This is a genomic window from Caulobacter sp. RHG1 (genome assembly GCF_013181195.1).
In the GTDB taxonomy this organism is placed as follows: Bacteria; Pseudomonadota; Alphaproteobacteria; order Caulobacterales; family Caulobacteraceae; genus Caulobacter.
In genome coordinates this window covers 598649-623835 of the sequence record NZ_SMZP01000002.1, presented here as the reverse complement: position 1 = coordinate 623835, position 25187 = coordinate 598649, and the positions used below count along the sequence as shown (strand labels likewise).

The 25187-nt window shown below is 68.0% G+C and carries 19 protein-coding genes; 15 read left to right on the top strand and 4 right to left on the bottom strand.

Annotated elements, in window-relative coordinates; translation table 11 throughout:
* The first annotated feature begins 60 nt into the window (after positions 1-60).
* From E1H18_RS06690 to E1H18_RS06670, 5 genes are all read left to right on the top strand, one after another.
* Positions 61-2112 carry a glycoside hydrolase domain-containing protein gene (locus E1H18_RS06690; RefSeq protein ID WP_172265099.1) on the top strand — a complete coding sequence of 684 codons (2052 nt, stop codon included), beginning with the start codon at positions 61-63 and terminating at the stop codon, positions 2110-2112.
* 90 nt (positions 2113-2202) lie between these two features.
* A complete protein-coding gene (locus E1H18_RS06685) occupies positions 2203-3483 on the top strand; it encodes an MFS transporter (RefSeq protein WP_172265096.1) in 1281 nt (426 codons plus the stop codon).
* Positions 3484-3495: 12 nt separating this feature from the next.
* Positions 3496-4620, top strand: a complete 1125-nt coding sequence (locus tag E1H18_RS06680) for an ROK family transcriptional regulator (RefSeq protein ID WP_206679032.1) — start codon at positions 3496-3498, stop codon at positions 4618-4620.
* 108 nt (positions 4621-4728) lie between these two features.
* Positions 4729-7500, top strand: coding sequence for a TonB-dependent receptor (locus E1H18_RS06675; RefSeq protein WP_206679031.1), 2772 nt, complete (start codon positions 4729-4731; stop codon positions 7498-7500).
* Positions 7501-7554: 54 nt separating this feature from the next.
* The gene (locus tag E1H18_RS06670) at positions 7555-8484 is read left to right on the top strand and encodes a glycerophosphodiester phosphodiesterase family protein (protein ID WP_172265090.1); all 930 of its coding nucleotides are present in this window, start codon (positions 7555-7557) and stop codon (positions 8482-8484) included.
* Between the two features lie 143 nt (positions 8485-8627).
* On the opposite strand, the gene E1H18_RS06665 is transcribed toward E1H18_RS06670, so the two are convergent.
* Together E1H18_RS06665 and E1H18_RS06660 are read right to left on the bottom strand one after the other, a co-directional pair.
* Positions 8628-9965 (bottom strand): M20/M25/M40 family metallo-hydrolase, encoded by a 1338-nt coding sequence (locus E1H18_RS06665; protein ID WP_172265087.1) that lies wholly within the window; start codon positions 9963-9965, stop codon positions 8628-8630.
* 31 nt (positions 9966-9996) lie between these two features.
* On the bottom strand, positions 9997-12288 hold the full coding sequence (locus tag E1H18_RS06660; RefSeq protein ID WP_172265084.1) for a TonB-dependent receptor: 2292 nt from the start codon (positions 12286-12288) through the stop codon (positions 9997-9999).
* Positions 12289-12534: 246 nt separating this feature from the next.
* Here E1H18_RS06660 and E1H18_RS06655 point away from each other — a divergent pair, with 246 nt between their 5' ends.
* The 7 genes from E1H18_RS06655 (at position 12535) to dusA (ending at position 22352) form a co-directional block, all read left to right on the top strand.
* On the top strand, positions 12535-13074 hold the full coding sequence (locus E1H18_RS06655) for a sigma-70 family RNA polymerase sigma factor (RefSeq protein WP_172265081.1): 540 nt from the start codon (positions 12535-12537) through the stop codon (positions 13072-13074).
* A complete protein-coding gene (locus E1H18_RS06650) occupies positions 13071-14093 on the top strand; it encodes a FecR family protein (protein ID WP_172265078.1) in 1023 nt (340 codons plus the stop codon). The genes E1H18_RS06655 and E1H18_RS06650 overlap by 4 nt, the downstream gene beginning before the upstream one ends.
* Entirely contained in the window at positions 14080-16638 is a 2559-nt protein-coding gene (locus tag E1H18_RS06645) for a TonB-dependent receptor domain-containing protein (protein WP_172265075.1), read from the top strand. The genes E1H18_RS06650 and E1H18_RS06645 overlap by 14 nt, the downstream gene beginning before the upstream one ends.
* A 311-nt stretch (positions 16639-16949) precedes the next feature.
* A complete protein-coding gene (locus tag E1H18_RS06640; RefSeq protein WP_172265072.1) occupies positions 16950-18647 on the top strand; it encodes an ABC transporter ATP-binding protein in 1698 nt (565 codons plus the stop codon).
* The gene (locus E1H18_RS06635) at positions 18631-19698 is read left to right on the top strand and encodes an efflux RND transporter periplasmic adaptor subunit (RefSeq protein WP_172265069.1); all 1068 of its coding nucleotides are present in this window, start codon (positions 18631-18633) and stop codon (positions 19696-19698) included. Before E1H18_RS06640 ends, E1H18_RS06635 begins: the two co-directional genes overlap by 17 nt.
* The gene (locus E1H18_RS06630) at positions 19698-21110 is read left to right on the top strand and encodes a TolC family protein (protein WP_172265066.1); all 1413 of its coding nucleotides are present in this window, start codon (positions 19698-19700) and stop codon (positions 21108-21110) included. Before E1H18_RS06635 ends, E1H18_RS06630 begins: the two co-directional genes overlap by 1 nt.
* A gap of 246 nt (positions 21111-21356) precedes the next feature.
* Entirely contained in the window at positions 21357-22352 is a 996-nt protein-coding gene (dusA, locus tag E1H18_RS06625; RefSeq protein ID WP_172265063.1) for a tRNA dihydrouridine(20/20a) synthase DusA, read from the top strand.
* Here dusA and E1H18_RS06620 read toward each other — a convergent pair whose 3' ends face one another.
* Positions 22353-22871 (bottom strand): TIGR02281 family clan AA aspartic protease, encoded by a 519-nt coding sequence (locus E1H18_RS06620; RefSeq protein WP_172265060.1) that lies wholly within the window; start codon positions 22869-22871, stop codon positions 22353-22355.
* A gap of 282 nt (positions 22872-23153) precedes the next feature.
* On the opposite strand from E1H18_RS06620, the gene E1H18_RS06615 reads away from it, so the two are divergent.
* On the top strand, positions 23154-23477 hold the full coding sequence (locus E1H18_RS06615) for a hypothetical protein (RefSeq protein WP_172265057.1): 324 nt from the start codon (positions 23154-23156) through the stop codon (positions 23475-23477).
* A 3-nt stretch (positions 23478-23480) separates the two neighbouring features.
* Here E1H18_RS06615 and E1H18_RS06610 read toward each other — a convergent pair whose 3' ends face one another.
* Positions 23481-23699, bottom strand: coding sequence for a DUF1289 domain-containing protein (locus tag E1H18_RS06610; RefSeq protein ID WP_172265055.1), 219 nt, complete (start codon positions 23697-23699; stop codon positions 23481-23483).
* A gap of 89 nt (positions 23700-23788) precedes the next feature.
* On the opposite strand from E1H18_RS06610, the gene E1H18_RS06605 reads away from it, so the two are divergent.
* Positions 23789-24136 carry a hypothetical protein gene (locus tag E1H18_RS06605; RefSeq protein ID WP_172265052.1) on the top strand — a complete coding sequence of 116 codons (348 nt, stop codon included), beginning with the start codon at positions 23789-23791 and terminating at the stop codon, positions 24134-24136.
* A 45-nt stretch (positions 24137-24181) separates the two neighbouring features.
* Positions 24182-25063: a nicotinate-nucleotide--dimethylbenzimidazole phosphoribosyltransferase gene (locus E1H18_RS06600; protein WP_172265049.1), complete on the top strand. Its 882-nt coding sequence runs from the start codon at positions 24182-24184 to the stop codon at positions 25061-25063.
* Positions 25064-25187: the final 124 nt, after the last annotated feature.

Sequence of the window (25187 nt, the reverse complement as noted above, 5' to 3'; positions counted from 1 at the left end):
CCAAGTTGTCATCGATCGGGTCTATTTGCGCCGCCTTGCAAGAAGTTGGTGGGGGGCGCCATGCGCGGCACGAGTATTCGAGGCGCATTGCATGCGCTTGTCCTGTCCTTGCTGCTGTCGGCGCCGGCCACGGCGCGCGTCGCGGATCCGGTCGATCTGGTCGATCCCTTCGTCGGCACGTCGGGTGATCACGGCCAGCTGACGCCCGCCGCCACCGGTCCCTATGGCATGGTGCAGCTGTCGCCCGACACGCGCCCGGCGGAACACGCGGGCTACGACTTCACCGCCACGCAGCTGACCGGCTTTTCGCACACCCGCGCCGTGGGCGTCGGGTGCGGCGGCGCTGGGGGCGACCTGCATGTGGCGGTAGGCTATGCGGGGGAGGGGGCGGTCTGGGCAATGGACAAGGCCTCCGAGCGCGCCGCGCCGGGCTGGTATCGCGTCCGCTACGGCCACGGCGTCGAGGCGCAGCTGGCGGCGCTAGGCGCGGCCGGCGTCTCGCAATTCGACATGCCCCGAGCCGGGACCGTGCGCGTCGTGTTCGACCCGCGCCACGGCTACACCCGGCAGCGGTCGGCCGAATGGACGGCGCGCGAGGCCGGCGACCTGCGGGGCAAGATATCGGCCGGCACGGTCTGCGATGCGGGCCTCTATCACCTGTCATTCGCCGCGACCCTGACGCTGAACGAGCAGCCCGTCACCGTCGCCCCCACGCGCCTGGACGGCGATCGGCTAGCCTTCGATCTGCCGGTGACGGCGGGAGACCGCGTCACCGTGCGTACGGGCCTGTCGGTGGTCGATCCGGTCTCGGCGCGCCGGGTGCTCGACACCGTGGTCGGCGGGCGCCGCCTCGACCAGATCCGCGCGGCGGCGCGCGCGGCCTGGGCCAAGGAGCTGGCTCGCGTCCAGGTTCCGGGCGACGACGAGCGGGCGCGGCTGATCTACACGCACCTGTTCCGCGTCATGCAGACCCCCGTGCGTATCGACGACGTGGATGGCCGCTATCGTCGCTCGGACGGCTCGCTGCACCAGGCGCCCAAGGGGCGTCACCGCTATGCCGGCTGGGCCATCTGGGACAATTACCGCACGCAGCTGCCGCTGCTCGGCCTGCTGGATCCCGATCGTTCATCCGACATCGCCGCCTCGCTCGCGGAGCTCTACCTGGCCGGCAAGGCGCCATGGGCGACCGAGACCGAGCCCTTCATCACCGTGCGCACCGAACATGCGGGCGTGGCCCTGCTGGATTTCCGCCGCAAGGGGATCGACGGCTTCGACGCGGCGGCGATCCTGCCGCTGATGATCGCCGAACTGAAGGACCTTCCGCGCAAGACGCCCGACGAGCAGATCGAGACCGCCTACGACACCTGGGCCGCGGCAGAGCTGGCGCGCGATCTGGGCCAGATCGGCATCGCCAATCGACTGCGCGCCGAGGCCTTGGCGTACCGCGACATGTGGCGGCGGGTGTTCGACCAGGTCTCCGACGACTTCGACGTGGTCAAGGCCCGGGGGCTCTATCAGGGCACGCTTTGGCAGTATCGCTGGGCGCCGGTCTTCGACCTCGACTGGCTGGTGAGCGAGGGGCTGGGCAAGGAACGCTTCAGCGTCGAGCTGACGCGGTTCTTCGGCGATGGGCTGTTCAATATGACCAACCAGCCGGACATCCACGCGCCGTTTCTGTACGCGGTCACCGGAGAGGCCGAACCCACAGCCCGCCTTGTCGATCAGATCCTGCACCGACCGATGGACCATGGATACACCAACGGCGGCAAGCGCACGGCGCCCTGGCATGGTCGCGCCTTTGCGCTCGACCCGATCGGCTACGCGGACGGCATGGACGACGACGCCGGCGGCATGGCGGCCTGGTATGTCTGGGCCTCGCTCGGGCTTTACCCCTTGAGCCCGGGCCAGCCGCGCTACGCCTTGACCACGCCATCGTTCGACCGCGCCAGACTCGTCTTGCCCGCCGGTCGCACGGTGCGGATCGAGAGGCGCGGGCCAGCGAACGGACGCTTGGTTGCAGTGCGCTGGAACGGCCGTCCCTTGGGCGGCCTCTTCATCGACCACGCCGTCCTGGTTCGTGGCGGGAGGCTCGAGTTCGTCCTGGCCCCCTAGGTGTCGAGCTGATCGTCACAATTCTGGAATCAATCTCGTGCATCGCACTCGGATGTCGAGGAGCGCGTTCGCGGGATTATGAGATCCGGTATGGCCAGATTGGCCGGGGGCCATGACCCGGGCCGCTCGACCTTCGTGCTTTTCGGCTTGGGCCAGTGCGCGCGGTCTCTGCTGTGGTCGACCGTCGACCTTTTGATCGGCTTCCATCTCATCGAGCGTGCCGGGCTGTCGGGCGCGACGGCGGGCGCGGTCCTTCTGGGCACGGTGATCGTCAGCGCGTTCCCCGATCTGTTCATCGCGGACTGGCTGGCCCGCCGCCGAAATCCGCTGGCCGGGGCCCTGCGCCTGCAGGCGGGCGCCGGCGGTCTGGCCCTGGTGTTCGCGCTGCTGCTGTTCGGGCCAAAGCCCGAGGGGACGACGCCCGCCATTCTGTACATCTGCCTGATGTCGATGGCGTTCCGCTTCACTTATGCGGCCTACGACGTCAGCCAGAACGCCTTGCTGTCGCTTTTGCCGCCAGATGCTGACGGGGTGCGGCGCTATGTGACGAACAAGACGGTGATGACCTCGGTCGGGCGCGTGCTGGCGTCCGTTCTGGTCTATGCCGCGCTCCTGACCCCGGATGACGCCTTGGCCGACATGAAGCTGCTGGGCCTGACCGCGTTGCCCGTCCTGGCCAGTGTCTTCGGTCTGGCGCGAGCGTCGAGCGCGACAGGCCGCGCCACGGTCCTGGCCGGAGGGCCGAACTGGCGGACCTTGCCCTATCGCCGTCTCGCGATGCCGATCCTCGCCACGCTGTGCCAGTACGGCCTGCTCAGCGCCGTGGCGCGCCTGTTGCCCCTCCACCCGGGCGCGCCGGGGTCCGGCTTGGCCGGAAGTCTCGTTCTGTCGATGGTCGTGGGAACGGTGATCGGGCCGATGGCCGCCCACGGCGCGGTGTGGCGCGGCCCGCCGGGGCTGATCGCAGGGGTCTTCGCCCTGATGGGCGTCACGGCGGGCGTTGCGCTGATCCTGCCGCTGCCGAGCGCCCATCTTATGGCCTTGGCGCTGCTGTACGGCCTGGCGACCTCGGCGCTGGCCAACCTGATCTGGGACCGGGTTGGCGCTGTCGTGTTCGACCATGCCAAGGCCACAGGCCAACGCATCGACGCGCCGGCCTTCGCCCTGCTGACCACGGCGATCAAGCTGGCCATCGCCGTGTCGGCTGGTCTGTTCGGGGTGCTGGCCGACACCTATCGCAGCGGCGGCATATCGGGCAAATGGGGGATCGCGGCGGTGCTGGCGGTTGGCGGCCTGGGCGCCTGGGTCGCGCTGTCCCGCGATAGCGGTCGCGCCAGGATTTCCGCTCCGGCGCCATCAAGCCAATCCTGAATGGTCCCGACCATGCAACGCGTGCGTAAATCTCCGCTTCTGCTGACCACCGACCAGAAGCGGATCCTCTGGCATATCCGCACCCAGGGGCCGATGCCGCGTTCGCGTCTGGCCGACGAGCTGGGCATGCACAACGCCGCCATCACGCGGCTGGCGCGCGAGCTGATCAACCTCGGTTGCCTGGACGAGCTTGACGTCCAGGCCACGCAGCGCGGCAGGCCGCTCGTGCCCCTGGGCCTGAGCGGACGCGTAGGCTATGCGGCCGGCGCCATGGCCCATCCGGGGTGGCTGGAGCTTGTCCTCGTGGACTTCGCCGGACAGGTTCTGGTGCGCCACGCCGAGCCGTTCGACAGCCCCGATCCTCGCGCCTTCATCGAGCGCATCAGCGAGAAGCTGCAGGCGTTGGCGGGGCGGACCAGCCTGATCGGCTCCCGGTTCCTGGGGCTGGGGGTTGCGGTGCCGGGCTTCGTGCCGGCCGCCCATCCGCGCCGGCGCTGGACGACCCAGTGGCTGGCCGGCTGGCGGGATATCGACCTGCCCGACTTCTTCGAGGATTGCCTGGGCCTGCCGGTCTGGACCGAGAACGAGAGTACGCTGGCGGGCCTCGCCGACTTTCACGACCACGGCCTGGCGCGGGATTTCAGCTCTGCCCTCTCGTTGTTCGTGGGGCACGGGGTGGGGGGATGCATCGTCTCGCGGCGCGACATCCTGAGCGGCGAGTTCGGCAACGCCGGGGACGTCGGACAGCTGTTTCCCGACCTGGACAAGCCGCGACCGTCTGGCATCGACCTGGTGCGTGAGATCAACGCCGCTGGCGGCAACCTGCGGTCGCTGCACGAGGTCGCCGACGGTCTCGAGGTCCATGCGGCGGTGATCGACGCCTGGGTCGAACGCGCGACCGAACAGTTGCTGACGCTGGTCTACAGCGGCTTTGCCTGGATCGATCCCGGCGCGATCCTCGTCACGGGATCGATCCCCCAGCCCATCCTGGAAAAGATCGGGGCGCGGGCGAGGCTTGCGCCGTGGCCCTCGGCGCGGGCCCGCCCGCCCATCCACGTCACCAAGCTTGGAAGCTGGGCCATCCCGATCGGCGCCGCCCTGTTGCCCATGCACGACCTCATCGTCATTCGCGCTTGATCCCGGTCCAAGCGGCGCGGCGGCTGATTAATTTCAGTTTAAATAAATAAAAGCGTCACCCCCGTGGGCGAAAGGGCCTGCGCGAACTATCAGTCATGGGGATCAGGCGTGAAACCGAGATATCTGACGACCAGCGCAATCGCGCTCGTTCTGGCCTGCGCTGCGGCGTCGGCGCAGGCGACGGAGCCCGGCCGCGTCGAGGCCTTCGCCGGCGATGAAAAGGTGTCCGAAGTCGTGATCACCGGCCTGCGCTCGGCCAACAAGGCCGCGATCGACACCAAGCGCCAGGCGACCAACATCATCGACGCGGTCAGCGCTGACGATGTGCGGGCCCTGCCGGACGGGACGGTCGTGGAGGCCCTGAAGCGCATTCCCGGGGTGGCGGTCTTTCCCTCGAACGACAATGAGCACACTCAGGACGAGTCGATCACCCCGGCGCTTCGGGGTCTGGGCCCGGCCTATAACAACGTGACGATTGACGGGCTGGCCGTGGCGTCTCCCGGTACGCCCAACGGGGTCATCGGCAATATTGCCCGTGGCGTGCGCCTGGACATCCTGCCCACATCGATGATCTCCCAGCTGCAGGTGGTGAAGACCTTCACGGCCGATCTGGACCCCAACGCCGTTGGCGGGGCGATCAACATCGTCACGCGCAGCGCCTTCGAGGACGGCGGTGCGCGCTTCCTGACGATGGACGGCGCGCTGGGCTTTTCCAGTGACGTGGGCAAGCCGCACAAGCAGGACAGACCCGGCTATCGCCTCAACGCCACCGGCAGCACGACCTTCGGTCCCGACGACAAGTTCGGCTTCACGCTCTCGGGCAACTACGAAACGCTGTCCAGCTACACCGAGCAGCACGCGACCTTCGACACCGGCTTCTATAATTTCTACGACGACAAGGGCCAGCGGATCACGGGCAGCGGCCAGGGCAACGGCGTCGCCGTCCCAAACCAGGACCGCTACTGGTTCAATCCGACGACGCGCAAGCGCTGGGGGCTGACGGGAAAGCTCGAGTTCCAACCCAGCGAGACGTTGGAGGCCTATGTCCTGGGCGGCTACTACAACTTCAAGACCCACTACGAGCGCAACGAGGTGGAGCTGTCGCTTGCGCCCAATTCCCAGGCCACGGTTCTGGATCAGACCGCGACGACCGGTCGCTACGCCACCGGCGGCGTTCGCATCGGCTATATCGACGATCGCATCGACCAGACGACCAAGGTGGTCCAGGCCGGTGCGACCTGGCGTCCGGCGCCCGGCCATGTGGTGACGCTGCGCGGTAGCGCATCGCGAGCGACCTATGATGAACGCTATCCGATGTTCAAGTACACCACCGGCGTCACCCGGCGCGCGCCGGGGGTGTCGGGGACCTCGCAGGTCGGCGTCACCGATTTCGCCTTCGGCTACGACACCTCAAACTTCGATTTCCGCTACATCCTGCCGGTCGCCGCCTACAATAACCTGAGCAACTACTCGCTGCAGTATTACCGGCCCTTCGTGGCGCGCAACGCTGATGACACGCTCTATACGGCGCGCGTTGACTACGCCTTCAATCGCGACAGGGATGATCGCGGCTTCGGTTTCGGTGCGGGCGTTTCCTACAGCGACGATAGCGCCGCCTATGGTGTCGAGCGGGCCGAGTTCGGCCCCAACACGACCGCCGGGCCGCTGCTGTTGTCGGAGGGCGTGGGATCGTTCGGCCCGGCGTTGCGCTACACCGACGGCCTGCGGCTGATCATGATCGATCCGGTCAAGGCGCTGGCGCAGATGGCCGCACAGCCGTCGTCGGCCTTCAACGAAACCAACCAGACCAGCTTCAACGAGCAGGACGATTTCACGCACCAGGAGCGGACCGTCGGCGCCTACGCCCTTGCGAGCTATCGCACCGACACCTTCTCCCTCGAGGGCGGGGTGCATCTGGACGACACGAAACAGAGCACCGTCGGCAAGGTCCGGGTCTCGGGCGTGTTCAGAGATGCGCCGGCCAGCTCCAGCTATGACTTCGTCCTGCCCTCCGCCATTGGGGTCTGGCACGTGACGCCGTCGCTGGACTTGCGCGTCGGGGCCAGCCAGACCATCGGCCGCCCCAGCTACGACACCCTGGCCTCGCGGAGCGCGATCACGTTTGTCGATGCGATTGACGAGGGCAATCCCAATGCGCAGGGCGTCACGGTCTCGGTGGGCAATCCCAACCTGAAGCCGCGCCTCTCGACCAACTACGACCTGTCGCTGGAATGGTCGCCGTCGCGCAAGTATGGCGGGATCGTCGCCCTGGCCGTGTTCAAGAAGGACATCGAGGACGAGATCTTCACCTCGACGACGGTCGGCTACGCCTACCAGGGCGTAACCTATGCCAACGCCCGGGTCAGCCAGCCGCTCAACGCCTCCGGCGCCAGCGTCAAGGGCGTGGAAGTGAACGCCATCCTCAACTCCCTGGGCTTCGTCCATTCCGCGCTCAAGGACTTCGGGGTCAGCGCCAACGCCGCCATCTACAAAGGCAAGCTGGTGGTGCCGTTCGGCGCTGGCCAGAGCCGCACCATTGGCAACCTGGTCAATCAGCCGGACGACACTCAGAACGCCAGCCTCTTCTACGCCCGCAAGCAGCTGGAGTTGCGCGCGGCGTGGAACCGGCAGGGACGATCGCTGCGCGCCATCCAGAGCGACGTCTACTGGCAGGACCTCTACTGGGCGCCGCGCAGCCAGCTGGACCTCTCGGGCAGCTACCACTTTGACAACGGCCCGACCGTGTTTGTGCAGGCCTCCAACATCACCAAGAGCCGTACGGTCTCCACGACGGGACCCGGCAAGGACCTGCTGCGCAACAACTTCACGGTGCCGATGACGCTGTGGGTGGGCATGCGCTTTACGCCGCGCTTCCGCTGATCGGCTTCGCCCGCGCCGTTTGGTCGGCGCGGCGGTTCTCCCCAGGATAAACACATGACCTACGGTTTGCTGGCGCGACGTTGCGCCGGAAGTCTTGCGCTGGCCTGGCTCGCCGCCATGGTGTCTCTGGTCCCAACCTCCGCACAGCCGCTACAAGGCGTGGCCGAGCGCCTCGCCGATCCTCGCCCGCTGGTCGTCGCGCATCGCGGCTGTTGGCGGCAGCCCGCCGAAAACGCCATCTCGGCGATCGAACATTGCGCCGACCTCGGCGTCGACATGGTCGAGATCGACCTACGGGCCACGCAGGATGGCGTGATCGTTCTGCTGCATGACGCCTCGCTGGACCGCACGACCAATCTGCAGGGCGTGTTGCGAGAGACGCCCTACGAGGTGGTCAAGGCGGCGCGGCTGCGCGAAGGCATGGGCGGCCCCGACGCGCCTCTGACCGACCAACATGTCGCGACCTTCGAGCAGGTCCTCGACGCGGCGAAGGGGCGGGTGCTGCTCTTCCTCGACATCAAGGACCCGATCCATGCCCAGGTGCAGCAACTGGTGCGAAGCCACGGCATGGAGCGGCAGGTGCTCTATTCGGTGAACCGCAGCTTCGGCCCCGCGCTCTTTGCTGGCCTGCCGATGGAGCAGACGGCCCTCATGCCGAAGTTCGACCAGTATCAGGAGGGCCGGTGCCTGGTCGACAGGGATCCGGCGCCGGATATGGCCAGGTTCGAGACCCTGCATGCGCCCGTGTTCGAAGTGGTGTTCTGCGACGACGCCTATCTGGCCCGCGTTCGCGCCCGGGCGGGAAGGGCGGGCCTCTGGGTGAATGCGCTGGGACCGCGCTTCATGGCCGGTCGGGAGGAGGGTGACGCGCTCTCACGGCCCGACGCGATCTGGGGCGTGCTTCTCGACCGTGGCGTAACTGCCGTTCAGACCAATTTCCCAGAGCAGTTGTTGGCCTATCTCAAAAGGACGGGCAGGCGATGATCCGGAACTCGCGCCCCCCGTACTAAGGCTTCAGCGGGAGCGATCATTCGCTGCGGCTGCCTGGCCAAGGTCGTGTCTCTGGCGTTCAGATCCCAGGGCGAACTCTGGGGAGCCGTCGCTATCGACGGCTCCCCAGCAGGACGCTACTTCGCGCCGGCGACCATCAGGATCTGGGCCATGGTGGTGGCGATGCTCTCCACGTCGCGGTCCTTATTGACCTCCATGCCTTCCTCAAGCGAGTGGCCGCGGAAGGTCACAAAGCCTGCCCCCAGGGTGACGGCGGGCTTGCCCAGGCTCATCGGGATGTTGGCGTCGGTCGAGCCGGCCACATAGCCCATCGGCTTGCCCAGGGCGTCGCCGACGGCCGCCAGCTTCTGGACGAACGGGCTGGAGATGGCGGTCTCGCCCACCGGACGGTCGCCGACCATCTTGTTGTCCAGACTGATCACGCCACGCTTGGTCGAGCGCGCCGCGTTCTCGGCCGCCACCGCCTTGGGCAGGATGGCCAGGTAGGCGTCCTCCACGGCCTTCAGCTCGGCCGCGCCCGACGAGCGCATGTCGACCGTCATGGCCACCGCGAACGGGATCGAGTTCACCGAGGTGCCGCCTTCCAGCAGGCCGATATTGTAGACCGTGCGTGGGTCGCTGGGGACCTTCAGTTCGCCGAACTGACGGGCCGCGTCAGCCAGGGCGAAGGCCGGGTTGACCGTGCCGAAGTCGCCCATGCTGTGGCCGCCCGGACCCTTGAACGTCGTCTTGTAGCGCTTGGAGCCGACGCCGCCGTTGACGATCACGGTTGGGCCGCTGGGTTCCAGCGAGATGAAGGCGTCGATCTTGTCCTTGTAGCGGCCCTTGAAGAACAGCTCCTTCATGCCGCGCAGGTCGCCGGGGCCTTCTTCGCCGACGTCGCCGACGAACAGGATGTCGCTCGTCGTCTGGATGCCGGCGGCGTTGATGGCGCGCAGAATGGCCAGGATCGAGCCGAGGCCGACGGTGTCGTCGCCGATGCCGGGGGCGTACAACTTGTCGCCGTCGCGGCGCACCTTCACGTCAGTGCTGGCTGGGAACACGGTGTCGAGGTGGGCGGCCACCACCAGCAGTCCGCCGCCGGTTCCCTTGCGCAGACCCATGACGTTGCCGGCTGCATCGGTCTCAAGCTCGGTCAGGCCCTCCTTGGCCAGCATGGCCAGGAACGCCTTGCCCTTTTCGGTCTCGCCGAAGGGCGGGGCCGGGATTTCGGTCAGGGTGACGATGTCGGCGACGGTCTGATCGTAGCCGGTCGCCAGGGTCGCCTTGGCGGTCTTGAAGGCCTTGCCGGCCATCAGGGCCTTGGCCTGCTTGGCGAACGGCGAGGTCGGGGCCGGCGGCTTGACGTTGCCGAAGTCGACCTGAGCCGGCTTGGCCGGGGTTTGGGCCAGGGCGGGCGCGGCGACGGCGCAGAGGAGGGCGGCCAGGGCCGCCGAGGTCATGCGGTTCTTCATCGGATTGATCTCTTTTGAACTGTAAGCGGGGTCAGAAGGTGCGGCGGACGGTGACGCCCACGGTGCGGGGCGTCAGGCTGACGACCTGATCCAGAGCGCCGGCGGCCGAGGTGATCGAGACCGGGCCGACCGAGTTGGTCAGGTTCTGGGCGAAGGCGTAGGCGCCCCAGCCGTCGCCCTCGACGCCGACGCGAGCGCCGACGACCGTGTAGGACGGGACCTTCTCGTAATAGACGAAGCTCGGACGGAACTGCGAAGCGGTCCCGCCGGTGTAGCTGGCGTCCAGGTGGATCAGGCCGCTCAGGCCGTCGCTGATCGGCCACACGTAGTCGGCGTTCAGCGAGCCGCTGAACTTCGGCACGAACGGCAGGCGGTCGCCGGCCAGGCCGGTCGAACCCGACACCGTCACCGACGAGTTGGTCATGTCCTCGGTCAGCTTGGCGTCGGACACGCCGATGGCGCTGCTCAGGGTCAGGCCCGTCATCGGCCGCAGGGTGGTTTCCAGCTCGAAGCCGCGAATGCGGGCCGCGCCGGCGTTGGTGATGATGAAGAAGTTGGCGCCGACGTTCGCTTGCGCCTGAACCTGGATGTTGTTCCAGTCGATCTGGTAGGCTGACAGGTTCACGGTCAGGCGGCGGTCGAACCAGTCGCTCTTGATGCCGCCTTCGTAGTTCCACAGGCTGTCAGGCTGGAACGCCACCAGGCCGCTGGTCAGGCCCGGAATGTTGTTGGCGCCGCCGGGGCGGAAGCCCTTCGAGGCCTGGGCATAGAACATCAGCGACTTGCTGACCTCGTAGCTGACATTGACCCGGTTGACCCAGCCCTTGGCGCTGGCGTCGACCTGGCTGAAGGCGGTGATCGGCGAGTTGGAGATGACGTTGCCGATGGTCACCGCGCCGGAGACGGTCTTGTCGTAATCGAAACGGCGGGCGCCGCCGGTGACGGTCAGGGCGTCGGTGACGTGATAGGCCAGTTCGCCGAAGAAGGCGGTCTGCTTGACGTCGTTGTCGATGAAGCGCGCGCCCAGGGCGTCGAAGGGCTGGATGGCCATGCCGGTGGTGGCGTCGGCGCGGGTCTGGATGCTGTCGACATGGTCCTTGCGGGTTTCGTAGTAGACGCCGCCGGTCCAATCGAGCTTGTCCTCGAACAGGCTGCCGCTCATCCGCACTTCATGGGTCCAGGTCTCCAGGCTCATCGGCTGCCACGAGACGGCCGGACCGCGCGAGTCCGCCCAGGCGGTGTACTGGCCGAGCTGGGCGCTGGAGCAGCTCGTCCCGGACAGGCCGAAATACCGGCCGCAGGCGGCGGCGCTGGTGCGGTTGTTGGCGATGTTGTTGGTCCAGTCGCTGTTCCGCAGCATCTTCCACTTGTAGTAGGACGAGGTCGCCGTCAGCGTCGCAAAGTGCAGATCCCACTCGCCGGTGACGTTGTAGAGCGCCAGCTTGGAGTTGCTCTGGGCGACGGTGCGGCGGTCGGACTTGTAGCGGCCCGCAGCGGCGGCCCAGCTGGCCTGGCCGTCGACGGCCTCGTTCTGGAACGCCGCCGTCGCATGGATCTTCAGGTCCTCGACGGGCGTGAAGGTCAGCATCAAGCGGCCGCCACTGGCGGTCGAGCCGTTGATGTTGTCCTGCTTCAAGGGGACGCTGTCGACATAGCCGCCGCGCTCTTCGCGATACAGCACCAGGCGGGCGCCCAGCTTGTCCTCGACCAGCGGCACATTAACCATGCCTTTGCCGTAGAAGCCGCCGTCGCCGCCCTTGGTGGTGGTCGCCTGGGCCTCGACCGCGCCGGCGTAGCGGTTGGTGTCGGCCTTGTTGAAGATCACCCGCAGGGTGCCGCCCATCGAGCCCGAGCCGTACAGCGTGCCTTGAGGACCGCGCAGGACCTCGACGCGCTCGACATCGAACAGGTTGACGTCCGGGGTGGTCGAGCCGGCGTCCTGGGTGGTGCCGGTCGGACCGGTCAGCGGGGTCTCGTCGTAATAGAGGCCGGTGGTCGCCTCGCCGGCGCTGCGCACGCCGCGCAGGGTGATACGGCGGTTGGAGGGCGTGCCGCCGTCCAGCGACAGGTTAGGCACCTGGCGGAAATAGTCGTTGATGCCGGTGGCGCCGATGCGGCTCAGCGTGGTTTCGCCGACGGCCGAGATGCTGAGCGGCGTCGCCTGCAGGCTGGTCGAGCGCTTCAGCGCGGTGACGATGACCTCGTCGATGGCGACGGTCGACGGTTCAGCGGTCTGGGCGTGGGCGTCGACGGCGACCAGGGCGGCGAAGGCGCTGGTGGCCAGGGCGGCGCGCCGAAGCGTGCGAAGAGCGATGCGGTTCAAGTTTATCCCCTTTGTTGAGGACCGGCCGTAAGCTCGGTTCCGAGGCGCAAGACGGGCGGGGGGAGATCGCCCTTATGACTTTTTTCACCGTCCGGCGGCGAAGCGCGCGACCGGTCGTGTTGGCGGCAAATTGGGCGCCGGCTGATCAAATGAGCGGCGCGAGCGGGAAACTACGGTCTCGGACCTGGTTCGTCCGCCGCCCGCCGCCCGAGTTCGAATAGCCGAGGGGTTCGACGGGAGAACGAGGTGTCCGGACAATCGGCGTTCAGTCAGGCGGCGTTCGGTCCACGCCAGCCAGACAGCATCGAGCAGATCGTGCGGCGGCACGAGGGCGGGCTGCGGCGGTTCATCGCCGTGCGCGTCGGCGGCGGGGCCGACGTCGACGACCTCGTCAACGAGGTCTTCCTGCGCTTCGCGCGTCGTCCGCCCACCGAAGCCGTCGAGCGCCTGGACGCCTATCTCTTCCAGACGGCGGCTAACCTGATCCGCGATCGCGCCCGTCACCAGAAGGTGCGCCGCCTGGCGGCCGTCGAGATCGAGGAAGACGCCGCCGCCCAGGCGCCGATCTCGCCGGAACAGACCCTGATCGACCGGCAGACCCTGGCTCAGGTCCGCCAGGCCCTGGCCGACTTGCCCGCGCGCACTCGCCACGTGTTCCTGCTTTACCGGATCGACGGACTGCGGCATCAGGCCATCGCCGAGGCGCTGGGCGTGTCGGTCAGCACCGTGGAGGGTGACGTGCGCAGGGCGATGGCTCATCTGACCCGACGGGTTCGCCGACCATGACGCCCGCATCGCTTTCGCCGGCCAATGACGGCCTTGACGACGTCTACGATAGGGCGGCCGTCTGGCATGAGCGCCGGCGCGCGTCCTCCTGGAGCGCGGCCGAGGCGGCGGCGCTGGACGTCTGGCTGGACGCCGATCCCGAGCACGCCGAAGCCTATGCCGCCATGGGCGAGGTGGATGGCTATTTTGACGACGCCGTCGTCACGGATGGTCTCGAGCGCGAGCTGGCCGAAGCGCGCGCCAAGTTCGCACGCGGCAGGGCGCGCAACGGGCGTCGCGCCTTCGGTCTGATGGCGGCCGGGCTGGCCGGTGTCGCGGTTCTGGCCGGCGCTGGCGGCTGGGCCTGGTGGCAGGCTGGCGTGTCGGAGCAGGCTTTCGAGGCCGCGCCCGGACAGCGCAGCGCCGTGGTGCTGGCGGACGGCTCACGCGTGATGCTGGACGGCGGCGCGCGCATCTCCGCCCGGATCGATCGACGCGGTCGCGATATCGTCCTGACGAGCGGACGCGCCTTCTTCGACGTCGCCCATGATCCCGCGCGTCCCTTCGAGGTCAGCGGTGGCGGGCGCGTCGTGCGCGCTCTGGGCACGGCCTTCGAGGTCGACCTGACCCCGACCGCCGACGCTTACCGTGTCGCGTTGCTACGCGGCCGGGTGCGGGTCAGCGGCGGCGGCGACCCGGCGGTCGAGCTCGATCCTGGCCAGGTTCTGTCTGCGGACGCCAAGGGACGCCAAGCCGTGTCCTCCGCCGACGTCGCGGCGTCGACGGCTTGGCGCGAGGGACGGCTACTGCTGCGCGGCGACGCCCTCGAAGACGCGGCGGCGGAGATCAATCGACGCGGCGGTCGCCGGATCGTGGTGCGGGGCGCGGCCGGTGATCTCAAGGTCAGCGGCGCGTTCGGGAGCGACGACCCTCTGGCGTTCGCGCGAGCGGTCGCTGTCATTCACAGCCTGACGATCGAAGAGGCGGCTGACGGTTCGATCGTCATTTCGCGGTCCAAGGACGTCGGTGCGGCGGACTAACCGCGCCGCCTGGGCGCTGGCCGGCGCCGTGCTGCTGACGCCCGCGTCGGCGGCCCTGGCCGCTCCGCTGGGCGTTCAGATCAGGCCAGGCCCCCTGGAAACCGCTTTGCGCGCCTATGCCGACCAGACCGGCATTGACGTGCTGTTCGCCCCCGAGACGGTGGCCGGCCTACGCTCGCCCGGCGGGCGTGACCTGGTCGAGCCCGAGGCCGCGCTTCGCCGCCTGCTCCAGGGAAGCGGCCTGACCCTGCGCCGGATCGGTCCGCGCGCCTTCGCGGTGGTGTCGACTTCGGCGCGTCGTGAACCGCCGTCTCGCGCGAGCGCCGGCGCGTCTTCGACGGATCCCAGCGCGTCGCTGGATACGGTCCTCGTCCAGGCTCGTCGTCGCGAGGAGCGATTGATCGACGTGCCGGCCTCGGTGGCGGCGGTGTCCTCGGCCGAGCTGTCGCGGCTGGGCGGCGAGGGTGTGATGGCGTTGCGGCGCGCGGCGCTGGGCCTGACGGCGGCCGGCCAGGTGTCGGTCGAGACGCCGACCCTGGTGATCCGTGGCCAGCGCCGGGCCACCGCCGGGGAGTCGGCGCTGTCGGTGATCACCTATGTCAACGAAGCGCCGCTGCCCAACAACGGCTCGATCCTACCGTCGTTCGACCTCTCGGAAATCCAGGTGCTGCGGGGACCGCAGGGCGTGCTGTTCGGGCGCAACACCACCGGCGGGGCGCTGCTGATCCGCACTGTGGAGCCGGGGCAGGAGGGGCGGGCGCGCCTCACCTTCGGCTCGTACGGCCTGCGTGAGATCGAGGCGGCGGCCGACCTGACGCCTGAAGGCGCGCCGATCGCCGTCCGGTTGGCGCTCTATGGGCTGAAGCGTGGCGGGGTGGTCGAGAACCTGGGCGTCGGCGGCGATCTCGATGATCGCAACCAAGCGGCTGCTCGCCTGTCGCTGGCCTGGCGTCCCGGTGGCCCGCTTTCGGCCCTGTTGGTGCTGGACGGCTTCCGGGCCCGGGAGACGGGCAGCGCGGCGATCCTGTCGGGGACCTATCCCAATCCGCCAGACGTGACGGGCGGCGGCAACGCTCGCACGCCGGAGGCGTCGCCCTATTTCGACTGCGGCCAGCCGGGCTGCGACATCGACATCGCCCTGGCCCGGCAGCGAGCGCGGGGACCGCGCCAGACCGAGATCGACCTTGCGCCGCGCTCGGATCGCCGCAACGACGGCGCGACCCTGCGGCTGGACTGGCGCGAGGGCGAACTGGCCGTGCGCTCCGTCACGGCCTATCGGCGCAGCGTGCTGGACAGCGCGCTGGACACCGACGGCTCCACGATGCCGCTGAACGAGATCGTCCGGCACATCGATCTTGGTCAATTCACTCAGGAACTGCGGGCCAGTCGGACCGGTGAGCGCACGACCTGGCAGACTGGCCTGTTCTACATGTCGACCCAGCCGATCGGCGTGCAGAAGACCCTGTGGATCAGCGCCGTCACGCCCAGCAATCCGGCGCGGGCGGAGTTTCAGTATCGCAGCGGCGACAGCCTGGCCGGCTTCGTCGACGTCACGCGCCGGTTGGGTCGCGGGTTCGAGGTGGAAGGCGGCGTGCGCTATACGCGCGACATTTCGCGGGCCTGCCTGGTGCGGTTGCCCACACCGGTCCCTGACGTGTCGGAGGCGGCGTGCGGGCCGGCCGGGCGCGCCCAGTCCTCCGCCCCGACCTGGACCCTGGGACTGACCTGGCGCAGCGAGGCCGTTCTCACGCTGTACGCGGTCACGCGGCGGGGCTATCGGGCCGGCGGGGTCAATGCGCCGACCTTCGGGTCTCTGCTGGACGCCTATCAGGTCTACGCACCCGAGCGCCTCACCGACATCGAGCTCGGCGTGAAGTGGGCCGGCGAGTATGGCGGCTGGCGTCATCGGGTGGACCTGGCGCTGTTTCGCGGCTGGTCGCGCGACGTCCAGCGGGCGCTGTTCCCGGCCGAGAACTTCGACGGCGACAGCATCGCCGCGAATGATCCGCCCAATCTGATCATCAATGCCGGCGCCGCCCGGATCAGCGGCGTGGAGTTGGGCTGGCGAGGGCGCTGGAACGAGCGGTTGACGCTCTCGGCCTCGGCGACCCTCACCGAGGCGCGGTTCACCGCCCTGAAGGTGCCGGCCGTTCTGGCGAGTTTGTCGCCTACCAATCCGGCGTCGCTGAGGTTTTCCTATTCGCCGCCCTACACCGTGCGCCTTGGGACCGAATGGCGCGTGGCGGACAGCGATCGATTTGGCCGCTGGACGGTTTGGGGAGACGCTTTCCAGAGCGGTCGCATTCGCTATGTCGAGCGGGCCCGCGACAGCAATGGCCTGCAAAAGGCCTTCGCTCTCGTCAATCTGGGGCTATCGGTCCAGCCGCCCGGTCGCGACGACATCACGGCTTCGATCGCCATCGACAACCTGTTCAACGAGATCTACGCCGCCGGTGGCGGTGCGATCACGCCTGCCATCAGCGCGACGTCGCTGATCTATGGCGAGCCGCGTGTGGTTTCTGTTTCGCTGGGAGCGCGGTTCTGACGCGCCGCTCTTGAGCGTCTGGCGGATCGTTGCGCGTATGATCTCAAGCCGGACCCAAAAGAGGCGAAGACCGTTTCTGAGGAGCGGACACGTTTTGTAGTACAGCTGTCGTGCGGGCGAAGGCCGCATCGGTGTATCGCCCGGGCTCGAGATGAACGTGTTACTTTCAACGGGTTAGCGGCGCGATCGCGACCTGCCATCACCTGCCGCCTGCTGGCGCAAGACGACAACCGGAACCCAAGGGGCGGTATTCGACTTGAGCTGGGGTCGCCAGGCGAGGACGGGGCGCGGGGCAGGGGATTGAGGCGGACGTGGCGGCGACCGAGCGTATCGGGTTTAGAGAGGCGGCGGGGTGGCTGTCGGAGATCGTGGGTCCCGACGTCGCCTATGTGAGGCTGGGTATAGTCTACACCTTGGCGATCAGCCTGATGTCGCTGGCCACGCCCATTTCGGTGCAACTGCTGATCAACAGCGTGGCCTATATCGCCCTGCCGGCGCCGTTGTGGACGCTGTCGGGCGTACTGCTGCTGCTGTTGCTGATCGTGGCGGCCTTGAGCGCCCTGCGGGTCTATCTGATGGCGGCGTTCGAGCGACGCGTGTTTTCACGCGTGGTCGCCGAGATCACGATCCGGGCCGTGCATGCGCAGAACCCCTTCTTCGGCGACGCCAGCCGCGGGGACCTGTTCAATCGCTACTTCGATCTGACGGTCGTCCAGAAGGCGGTGCCGGGGCTGGTCATCGGCGCCTTCACCATCGTGTTGCAGGCCATGGTGGGTCTGACGGTGACCAGTTTCTACCATCCGTTCTTCCTGGCCTTCAACGTCATGCTGATCTTGGCGGTGGTGATGGTGTGGTTGACCTGGCGGCGCGGCGCGATCACCGGAGCGGTGGCGCTGAGCCACGCCAAGCACAACGCCGCCCGCTGGCTTGAGAGCGTCGGCGGCTCCAACGGCTTCTACAAGTCCAGCCGCCATCTGGCCTTCGCCATGGATCGCTCCGAAGCGATGACCGCCGCCTATGTCGGCGCGCACAAGCGCTATTTCCGGTCCAGCTTCGCCCAGACCCTGAGCTATCTGCTGATCTACGCCATCGCCAGCGCCGCGCTGCTGATGCTGGGCGGCAACCTGATCCTGCGGGGCGAACTGTCGATCGGCCAGTTGGTCGCGGCCGAGCTGATCCTGTCGGGCGTGTTCTACGGCGTGTCGCAACTGGGCTATTATCTCGACACCTTCTACGACTTGGTGGCCAGCGCCGAGGAGCTGTCGCTGCTGTTCTCCATTCCCCAGGAAAAGCCGCCGGCCAAGGGCGCGGGGGCGCCCAGCGACGGCGCGCTGCGACTGATGGACGTCAAGCTCGACGATGCGCGGTTCGACTTCGCCCTGAAGGCGGGCGAGCAGCTGGTGATGGTCGCCGGACCCGGCGTGGAGCGTAAGCTGGCCCTGGTGCTGAAGCGCCATGTCCACCCTCAGCGTGGCCTGGTGTCGATCGGCGGAGCGGACCTGGAGTCGCTCGACATGTACCTCCTTCGCTCCCAGGTGCTGGTGCTGGACCGGCCGACGATCGCCGAGGTCACGATCCGCGAGTATCTGGCGATGGCCGCCGCCCAGGTCACGGCCGCCCAAATGCTGGACGCCCTGGCCATGGTCGGTCTGCAGGAGCGGATCGCGCAGCTGCCCAAGGGGCTGGACACGCCGCTGGCGGCGACCGGCCACCCCCTCAGCCTCGGCTCGATGATGGCGCTGCGGCTGGCCAATGCCCTGCTGGTGGCGCCCAAGCTTCTGGTGCTGGGGCAACTCTACGACCTGTTACCATCGCAGATCCTGGCGAAGGTGCTGACAGTGATCAAGCAACGCGGGACCACCACCTTGCTGTTCACCGGCCGCCCCGAGGACATAGCGCTCGACGGCTGGTTCCACCTGGGTCTCTCCGAGCAGCGCCGCTTCGCATCGCTTGACGGACTTCAGGCCTATATGGCCGAGCGGGGGGAAGCGCATGCCCTACCGTCCTGAGCATCTGGCGCACTTCAAGACCCTGGCGCAGCAGCGTCCGCCCCGCGTGGTCATCGCGATGGGCTGGATGGTCGCGGTCGGGATCGTGGTCTCGCTGTTCATCCTCTTCTTCGTGCCGTGGATGCAGACCGCGCAGGGCAGGGGCCTGGTGGCCGCGCCGGATCCGACCGATCGCGCCCAGGAGGTCTCGGCCCTCGTCGGCGGGCGGGTCGAGCGCTGGTTCGTTCACGACGGTCAACATGTCGACGCCGGCGACCCCATCGCCCAGATCGTCGACCTGGATCCGAACCTGCTGACCCGCCTCGCCGAGGAGCGGGCCCAGGTCGAGGCCGAGATCGCGGCCGTGCGCCAGGCCCAGTCGGTGGCCAATATCGACGTCGGCCGTACGCGCCAGTTGCTGGCCGAAGGCCTGGCCGCGCGCCGGGACTTCGAGCAGGCGCAGATCAAGGTCGCCGACGCCGCGGCCAAGCTCGCCGAGTCGCGCGCCAAGCTGAACCGCATCGACGTGCAGCTGAACCGCCAGTCGGCTCAACTCGTCACAGCGCCGCGCGACGGCCGCATCCAGAACCTGAACGCTGCGGCGGGCGGCGGTCTGGTGTCGGCCGGCACCGTCCTGGCCGTGGTCGCGCCCGAGCGCGTGGAGCGGGTCGTCGAGCTCTATATCGACGGCCGAGACGTCCCGCTGGTGCGCCCTGGCCGCGCGGTTCGGCTGGAGTTCGAGGGCTGGCCCGCCATCCAGTTCAGCGGTTGGCCGGTGATCGCCCAGGGTTTGTTTGACGGCCGGGTCCGATCGATCGACCCCACGGCCGCGCCTTCGGGCCTTTTCCGGATCCTGGTCGAGCCGACGCCGGGCAAGCCCGCCTGGCCGGAAGCGCGCTTCGTCCGCCTCGGCGGCAAGGTGCGCGGCTGGGTGCAGGGCGAGACGGTGTCGGTCGGCTATGAACTGTGGCGTCAGCTCAACGACTTCCCCCTTGACTTCGGCCAGGGCGTCGGACCGACGGCGTCGGCTGCGACCGGGTCGAAGAGCGAGGACAAGGGCGGAACGAAGTAATGATCCGACTCTGCATGGCGCTGGTCCTGATCGTCGCCGCGCCCGGCGCAGCCGTCGCTCAGGCGCCGCTGACCCTGGCCGAGGTGTTGCGCGCGTCCTTGCGCGCCTCGCCGCAGATCGTCGAGCAGCTGGCGCGCGAGCGTCAGGCGCGCAGCCGCGCCCTGACCGCCGAGGGGGCCTTCGACACGGTATTCGACGTGGAAAGCCGTTCGCGGGTGCTGGGCTATTACGACGGCGCCGTCGTCGAGGGCCGCGCGACCCGGCCGTTCACCGACAACGGCGGTTATGTCTACGGCAACTATCGGGTCTCGCGCGGCGACTTCCCGGTCTACGAGGACGAGAAATATACCAACAAGGTCGGCGAGGCGAAGATCGGCGTGCTGTACGCGCTGCTGCGTGATCGCCTGATTGACGAGCGCCGTACGCGCCGCGTCGTGGCCGCGTCCGACATCGACGTCGCCCGCTTCGAGCGTAATGCGGTCGAGATCGGCGTGCAGACCCGCACCGTCGTCGCTTATCAGAACTGGGTGGTGGCGGGCCTGAGGCTGCGAACCTATCGCGACCTCCTGACCCTTGCCGAGAGCCGGCGCGGGGCGATCCAGCGTCAGGTGCAGCTGGGCGCCAAGCCCGACATTCTGCTGACCGAGAACGACCAGAACCTGGTGCGCCGCCGCGCGCTGGTGGTTCGGTCCGAAGGCGACTTCCAGGCGGCGGCCAATGCGCTGTCGCTCTACTACCGCGACGAGGGCGGTCAGCCGGTGGTAGTCGATGCTGGGCGGCTGCCGCCCGACGCCCGCGCGCTGTCCGGCGTGAAAACCGCCGCGACGGGGGGCGATCCCGCGGCGGTCCGTCCCGACCTGCAAGGCGTGCTGGCGCGTGTCGACCAGTCGCTGGCCCGGCTGGCTCTGGCGGAGAACGACCTCAAGCCGCGCTTCGACCTGCGCGCCGAGGTGGGCAAGGACATCGGCGCTGAAGGGCTCGGCGGCTCCAGCCGCACGCCGACCGAGGCGGTGGTGGGCTTTCGCTTTTCCGTCCCGCTGCAGAACCGCGCGGCCAAGGGCAAGCTGGCCGAAGCGCGCGCCGACATCGAGGCCCTGCAAGCGCGTAGCCGGTTCCTGCGCGACCAGATCGCGGTCGAGGTCGACGGGATCGGCGTGGCGCTGAACGCCGCCGAGCGTCTGGCCGAGACCGCCGAACAGGAGTTCGTTCTGGCCGATCGCCTGGCCGTGGCCGAACGTCGCCGGTTCGAGCTTGGGTCCAGCGACTTCTTCCTGGTCAATCAGCGCGAAGAGACCGCGACGGATGCGGCGGTCCGCCTGATCGAGGCGAGAGGCCGGATTGCAGCCGCCCGGGCGGATCTGGCGGCGGCGACCGCCGACCGTGCGGCCCTGGGGCTCGATGGCGCCAACTAGCGCCCTTGCGGACTTGCAGGCTTGGGCCGACCTATTCGGTGGTCATCCAGCATCGCTGAGCGCGACGAGCGCGCGTCCCGGTCCTGTTCGCAATTAGGCGCTTGGCGTGTACAAGAGGCCTGCAGTGAGCGTGTCTTTCGCACCTCGAATTCAGCTACCTCATTGAAATCCTTGGGTCGATTTCTGTTCGTCCAATTCTCCTGCGGAGGTGTTGGCGCGGAAAATATTGAATAAAATAAAACGCTTATGACGAAATTTTCCGTTGCTCCCATGATGGATTGGACCGATCGGCATTGCCGGTCGCTGCATCGCATCCTGTCCAGCCGTGCGCTGCTCTATACCGAGATGGTGACCAGCGGCGCGGTGGTGCATGGCGATCGGGAGAAGCTGCTGGGCTACGATCCGGGTCAGCATCCGGTGGCGCTGCAGTTGGGCGGCTCGGATCCGGCCGAGCTGGCGCAGGCGGCCAGGATCGCCGAGGACTACGGCTATGACGAGGTCAATCTGAACGTCGGCTGCCCGTCAGACCGGGTGCAGAGCGGCCGCTTTGGCGCCTGTCTGATGCGTGAGCCCGATCTGGTGGCCGAGTGCATGGCTTCCATCAAGAACGCGGTGACAGTCCCGGCGACGGTGAAATGCCGGATCGGGGTCGATGACCAGGATCCGGAGGAGGCGCTGTTCACGCTCGTCGATGCTTGCGCGGCGGCGGGGATCGACGGTTTTGTGGTCCACGCTCGCAAGGCGTGGCTGAAAGGCCTGTCTCCGAAAGAAAACCGGGACATCCCGCCGCTGGACTACGATCTGGTCTATCGCCTCAAGCGCGAGCGGCCGAACCTGACCATCGCCATCAACGGCGGCGTGCCTGATGTCGACGCGGCGCTGGAGCATCTGGCCAAGGGCGTGGACGGGGTGATGCTGGGCCGCGCGGCCTATCACGAGGCCGGGCTGCTGGGCGAGGTCGACCGGAGGGTGTTCGGGATGGACGTGGCCGACGTCGACAGCTTCACGGCGGTCGAGGCCTACCGTCCCTATCTGGCGCAGCAACTGGCGGCCGGCGTGCATCTGGCGGCGATGAGCCGGCACATGCTGGGGCTGTTCCACGGCCTGCCGGGCGCGCGAGCGTGGCGGCGCATCCTGACGGTCGAAGGCGTCAAGGCTGGCGCGGGTCTGGAGGTCGTGGATCGGGCCCTGGACGCCGTGCGTGAGGCCCTGGCTGCGCGCGAGGAGCGCGTGGTCGCCTAGTTACGGGTGCAGGATCAGGGAGTTCTGCGTCGCCTCGAAGCGTGAGAGGCGGCCCAGATAGCTCATGCCCAGCAGCGAGTTCTCGAGGCCCTTTTCGATGACCAGGGCGTCGACGTCGCGGATCTTGGTTCCGGCGATGGCGACGCTGGCCAGCTTCACCGAGGCGGCGCGGGTGCGGCCGTCGGCGGTGATGACGTTGTAGTCGTAGTTCAGCTTGCTGGTGTCGATGCCCAGGCGCTGGGCGTCGGCCAGGCTGAGCGAGACGGCGGTGGCGCCGGTGTCGACCAGGAAGCGCACGGCCTTGCCGTCGACAGCGGCCTCGGTCCAGAAGTGGCCGTCGCGGTCCTTGGTGATCTGGGCTGCATTGCCTTCGGCGCCGCCCAGGCTGGGCGCGGTGGCGATCGGCGCACGCAGGCCCGGCTGGCGCAGGTCGTCCAGCGAGACGACGGCCTTGGCCGCGCCCACTGCGGACAGGGCGCCCACAAAAGCGATCGCCGCGAACTTCAACATCGAAGACACCCTGCCATACAGGCTCAATGACCGCTTCTGCGACCGTTGTGTAAATGACTAGCAGGCAGGTGTTTGCAAGGCGTGAATCGGCAGGTCGGATTTCACGTGATGGTTACCAATATCATAACCTGTATATGTGAAGTCTTTTTGCAGCTCTCATTACATCGATTTAATCTGGAATATTACTTCTGTGTAATGCTCATCATGTCCTCGAATTAACTTCAGGAAGCTCCGAGGCGGCGTTATCTCTCCCGACATCGAATTCAAGTGGCTCGATTGAGGGAAAACGCCATGAAGACGCTGATCATTGCGACGCTTGCCGCCGCCTCGCTTGCGGGTGTTGCTCACGCCGGCGCCGTCACCAACCTGCAGTTCCTGGAAGCTGCGCGTTGCCGTGGTCTGGCTGGCTCGGAAAACCTGGGCAAGCTGGACACCGCTGCGCTGGACGCGTTCCTGCGCACCGAGGGGAGCGCTCGCGACCTGGCCGTGCGCACGTCGGCCAAGAACAAGATCGAAGCGGCTCGCAAGGAAGCCGATGCGGCTGAAGGCGACAAGAAGGCCAAGCTGCTGGCCCAGCGCGACGGCGATTGCGCCGCCTACATCAACGCGAAATAGGGCCTAGCCCGCCCGTGTGGCCGCCATCAAGGCGACCATCGGGTCCGGGCGCTCGGGGAGGGCGGCCATGATCGCCGCCCGTTCCTCGTCGCTCAACCTGGCCCAGCCGGCGATCTCCGGCAGGGTTCTGCGACATCCCAGGCAATAGCCCGACGCGCCGTCGACCGCGCACACCTTCACGCATGGCGTGACGATGGGGCGAGGCGGCTTGGCGGATGTCATACCGAAATTCTGAGCGACCCGACGCACGAGCGCAAGCTTCGTGGCGACGGCCGTCTCACGCCTTAAGCCAGACTGGAGAGGAAAGACCCATGCGTAAGTTTGTCACCCTCGTTCTCGCCGCCGCCGCCGTTTCGGCCGCCGCCGCACCCGCCTTCGCCCAGGAGGCCCGCTGGAGCGACGCCAAATTCCTCAGCGCCCAGCGCTGCGCGGGCCTGGCGAAGGCCAAGGGGCTGGAGCCGATCGACGCCAGCGCGCTTGAGGCGCAGATCAAGGCTCAGACGCCCGGCCGCCAGGGTTTGATCCTGGAGCGCGGCGAGGTCGGTCGTGAGCAGGCGATGCGGGCTGGTCGTGCGCCCAGCGAAACGATGAAGGCCAAGCTCCTGGCCGAACGCGCTGCCTGCATCGCCTACGCCACGCCGCAGCTCGCCGCCAATTGACGCCTGGGGGTTGCTTTGGGCGCGGACGGGTTTAAGTCCGCGCTCATGACCTCTTCGCCCTTCGCCGACATCCGCCAACTCGCCGTCTCGCCGCCCGCGCCGGGCCCGTCTCCGACGTTGGAGCAAGGCGGGCGCTTGGCCGAGATCTCGGCCTGGCTGACGGCGTGGAGCGGCAAAAGCCCGCCGGCCGTCAACCGTCCTGTCGTGGCGCTTTATGCGGGCGCGCGCCAGGGCGTCGGCCCCCGCGGCTATGCCCGCGACCGCCTGGAGGCCATCGCCTCGGGCGGGGCCACCGTCTCGCGCATCGCCGGCGTTCAGGGCGCGGGTCTGGAGGCCTTCGACCTGGCCATCGACCGCCCGTCGCCGGACTTCCTTGAAAAGCCCTCGATGAGCGAGAAGGAGGCCGCCGCCACCATGGCCTTCGGCATGGAAGCCCTGGCCAAGCAGCCGGACCTGCTGATCCCCGGCGTCATCGTCGCCGAGCCCGCTCGCACCGCCGCCGCCGTCTGTCTGGCGCTATTTGGCGGTGAGGCTTCGGACTGGTCCGACGATCCCGAGCCGGTCGCCGCCGCCGTGGCGCGCGCCAAGGCCGAGGGCATGGGCGAGGATCCGCTGGAAATCCTGCGTCAGCTGGGCGGCCGCGAGACCGCCGCCGTCGTGGGCGCGATCCTGGCGGCGCGCACGCAGAAGATCCCCGTGCTGCTGGACGGCTATGCCGCCTGCGCCGCCGCCGCCATCGTCCGCGCCGTCGAGCCGGCCGCCATCGACCACTGTCTGGCCGCCCATGTCAGCCCGGCCAAGGGTCACGCGCGCCTGCTCGAGCGTCTCGAGAAGCGGCCGCTTCTGGCGCTCGATACGCCGGACGAAGAGGGTGTTGGGGGCGCGTCCGCCCTGGCTCTGGTGAAGTTGGCCTGCGAGGTTCGCTGAGGTCTGACGGGCAAGCTCAACTGAACGCGGATCATGTTCGCTTCCGTTGACGCTAACGTCATCTTTCCAAACGCTCGTTCGACCGATAACGTGACTCCCGAAACGCCATAACGGCCTCCTGAAG

Bases quoted from the DNA above. Each gene is read 5' to 3' on its own strand.
- E1H18_RS06610 (WP_172265055.1), bottom strand. From the start codon at position 23,699: ATGACATCCGCCAAGCCGCCTCGCCCCATCGTCACGCCATGCGTGAAG.
- dusA (WP_172265063.1), top strand. From the start codon at position 21,357: ATGACGAAATTTTCCGTTGCTCCCATGATGGATTGGACCGATCGGCAT.
- E1H18_RS06615 (WP_172265057.1), top strand. From the start codon at position 23,154: ATGAAGACGCTGATCATTGCGACGCTTGCCGCCGCCTCGCTTGCGGGT.
- E1H18_RS06685 (WP_172265096.1), top strand. From the start codon at position 2,203: ATGGCCAGATTGGCCGGGGGCCATGACCCGGGCCGCTCGACCTTCGTG.
- E1H18_RS06605 (WP_172265052.1), top strand. From the start codon at position 23,789: ATGCGTAAGTTTGTCACCCTCGTTCTCGCCGCCGCCGCCGTTTCGGCC.
- E1H18_RS06630 (WP_172265066.1), top strand. From the start codon at position 19,698: ATGATCCGACTCTGCATGGCGCTGGTCCTGATCGTCGCCGCGCCCGGC.
- E1H18_RS06680 (WP_206679032.1), top strand. From the start codon at position 3,496: ATGCAACGCGTGCGTAAATCTCCGCTTCTGCTGACCACCGACCAGAAG.
- E1H18_RS06670 (WP_172265090.1), top strand. From the start codon at position 7,555: ATGACCTACGGTTTGCTGGCGCGACGTTGCGCCGGAAGTCTTGCGCTG.
- E1H18_RS06635 (WP_172265069.1), top strand. From the start codon at position 18,631: ATGCCCTACCGTCCTGAGCATCTGGCGCACTTCAAGACCCTGGCGCAG.
- E1H18_RS06665 (WP_172265087.1), bottom strand. From the start codon at position 9,965: ATGAAGAACCGCATGACCTCGGCGGCCCTGGCCGCCCTCCTCTGCGCC.
- E1H18_RS06650 (WP_172265078.1), top strand. From the start codon at position 13,071: ATGACGCCCGCATCGCTTTCGCCGGCCAATGACGGCCTTGACGACGTC.
- E1H18_RS06600 (WP_172265049.1), top strand. From the start codon at position 24,182: ATGACCTCTTCGCCCTTCGCCGACATCCGCCAACTCGCCGTCTCGCCG.
- E1H18_RS06690 (WP_172265099.1), top strand. From the start codon at position 61: ATGCGCGGCACGAGTATTCGAGGCGCATTGCATGCGCTTGTCCTGTCC.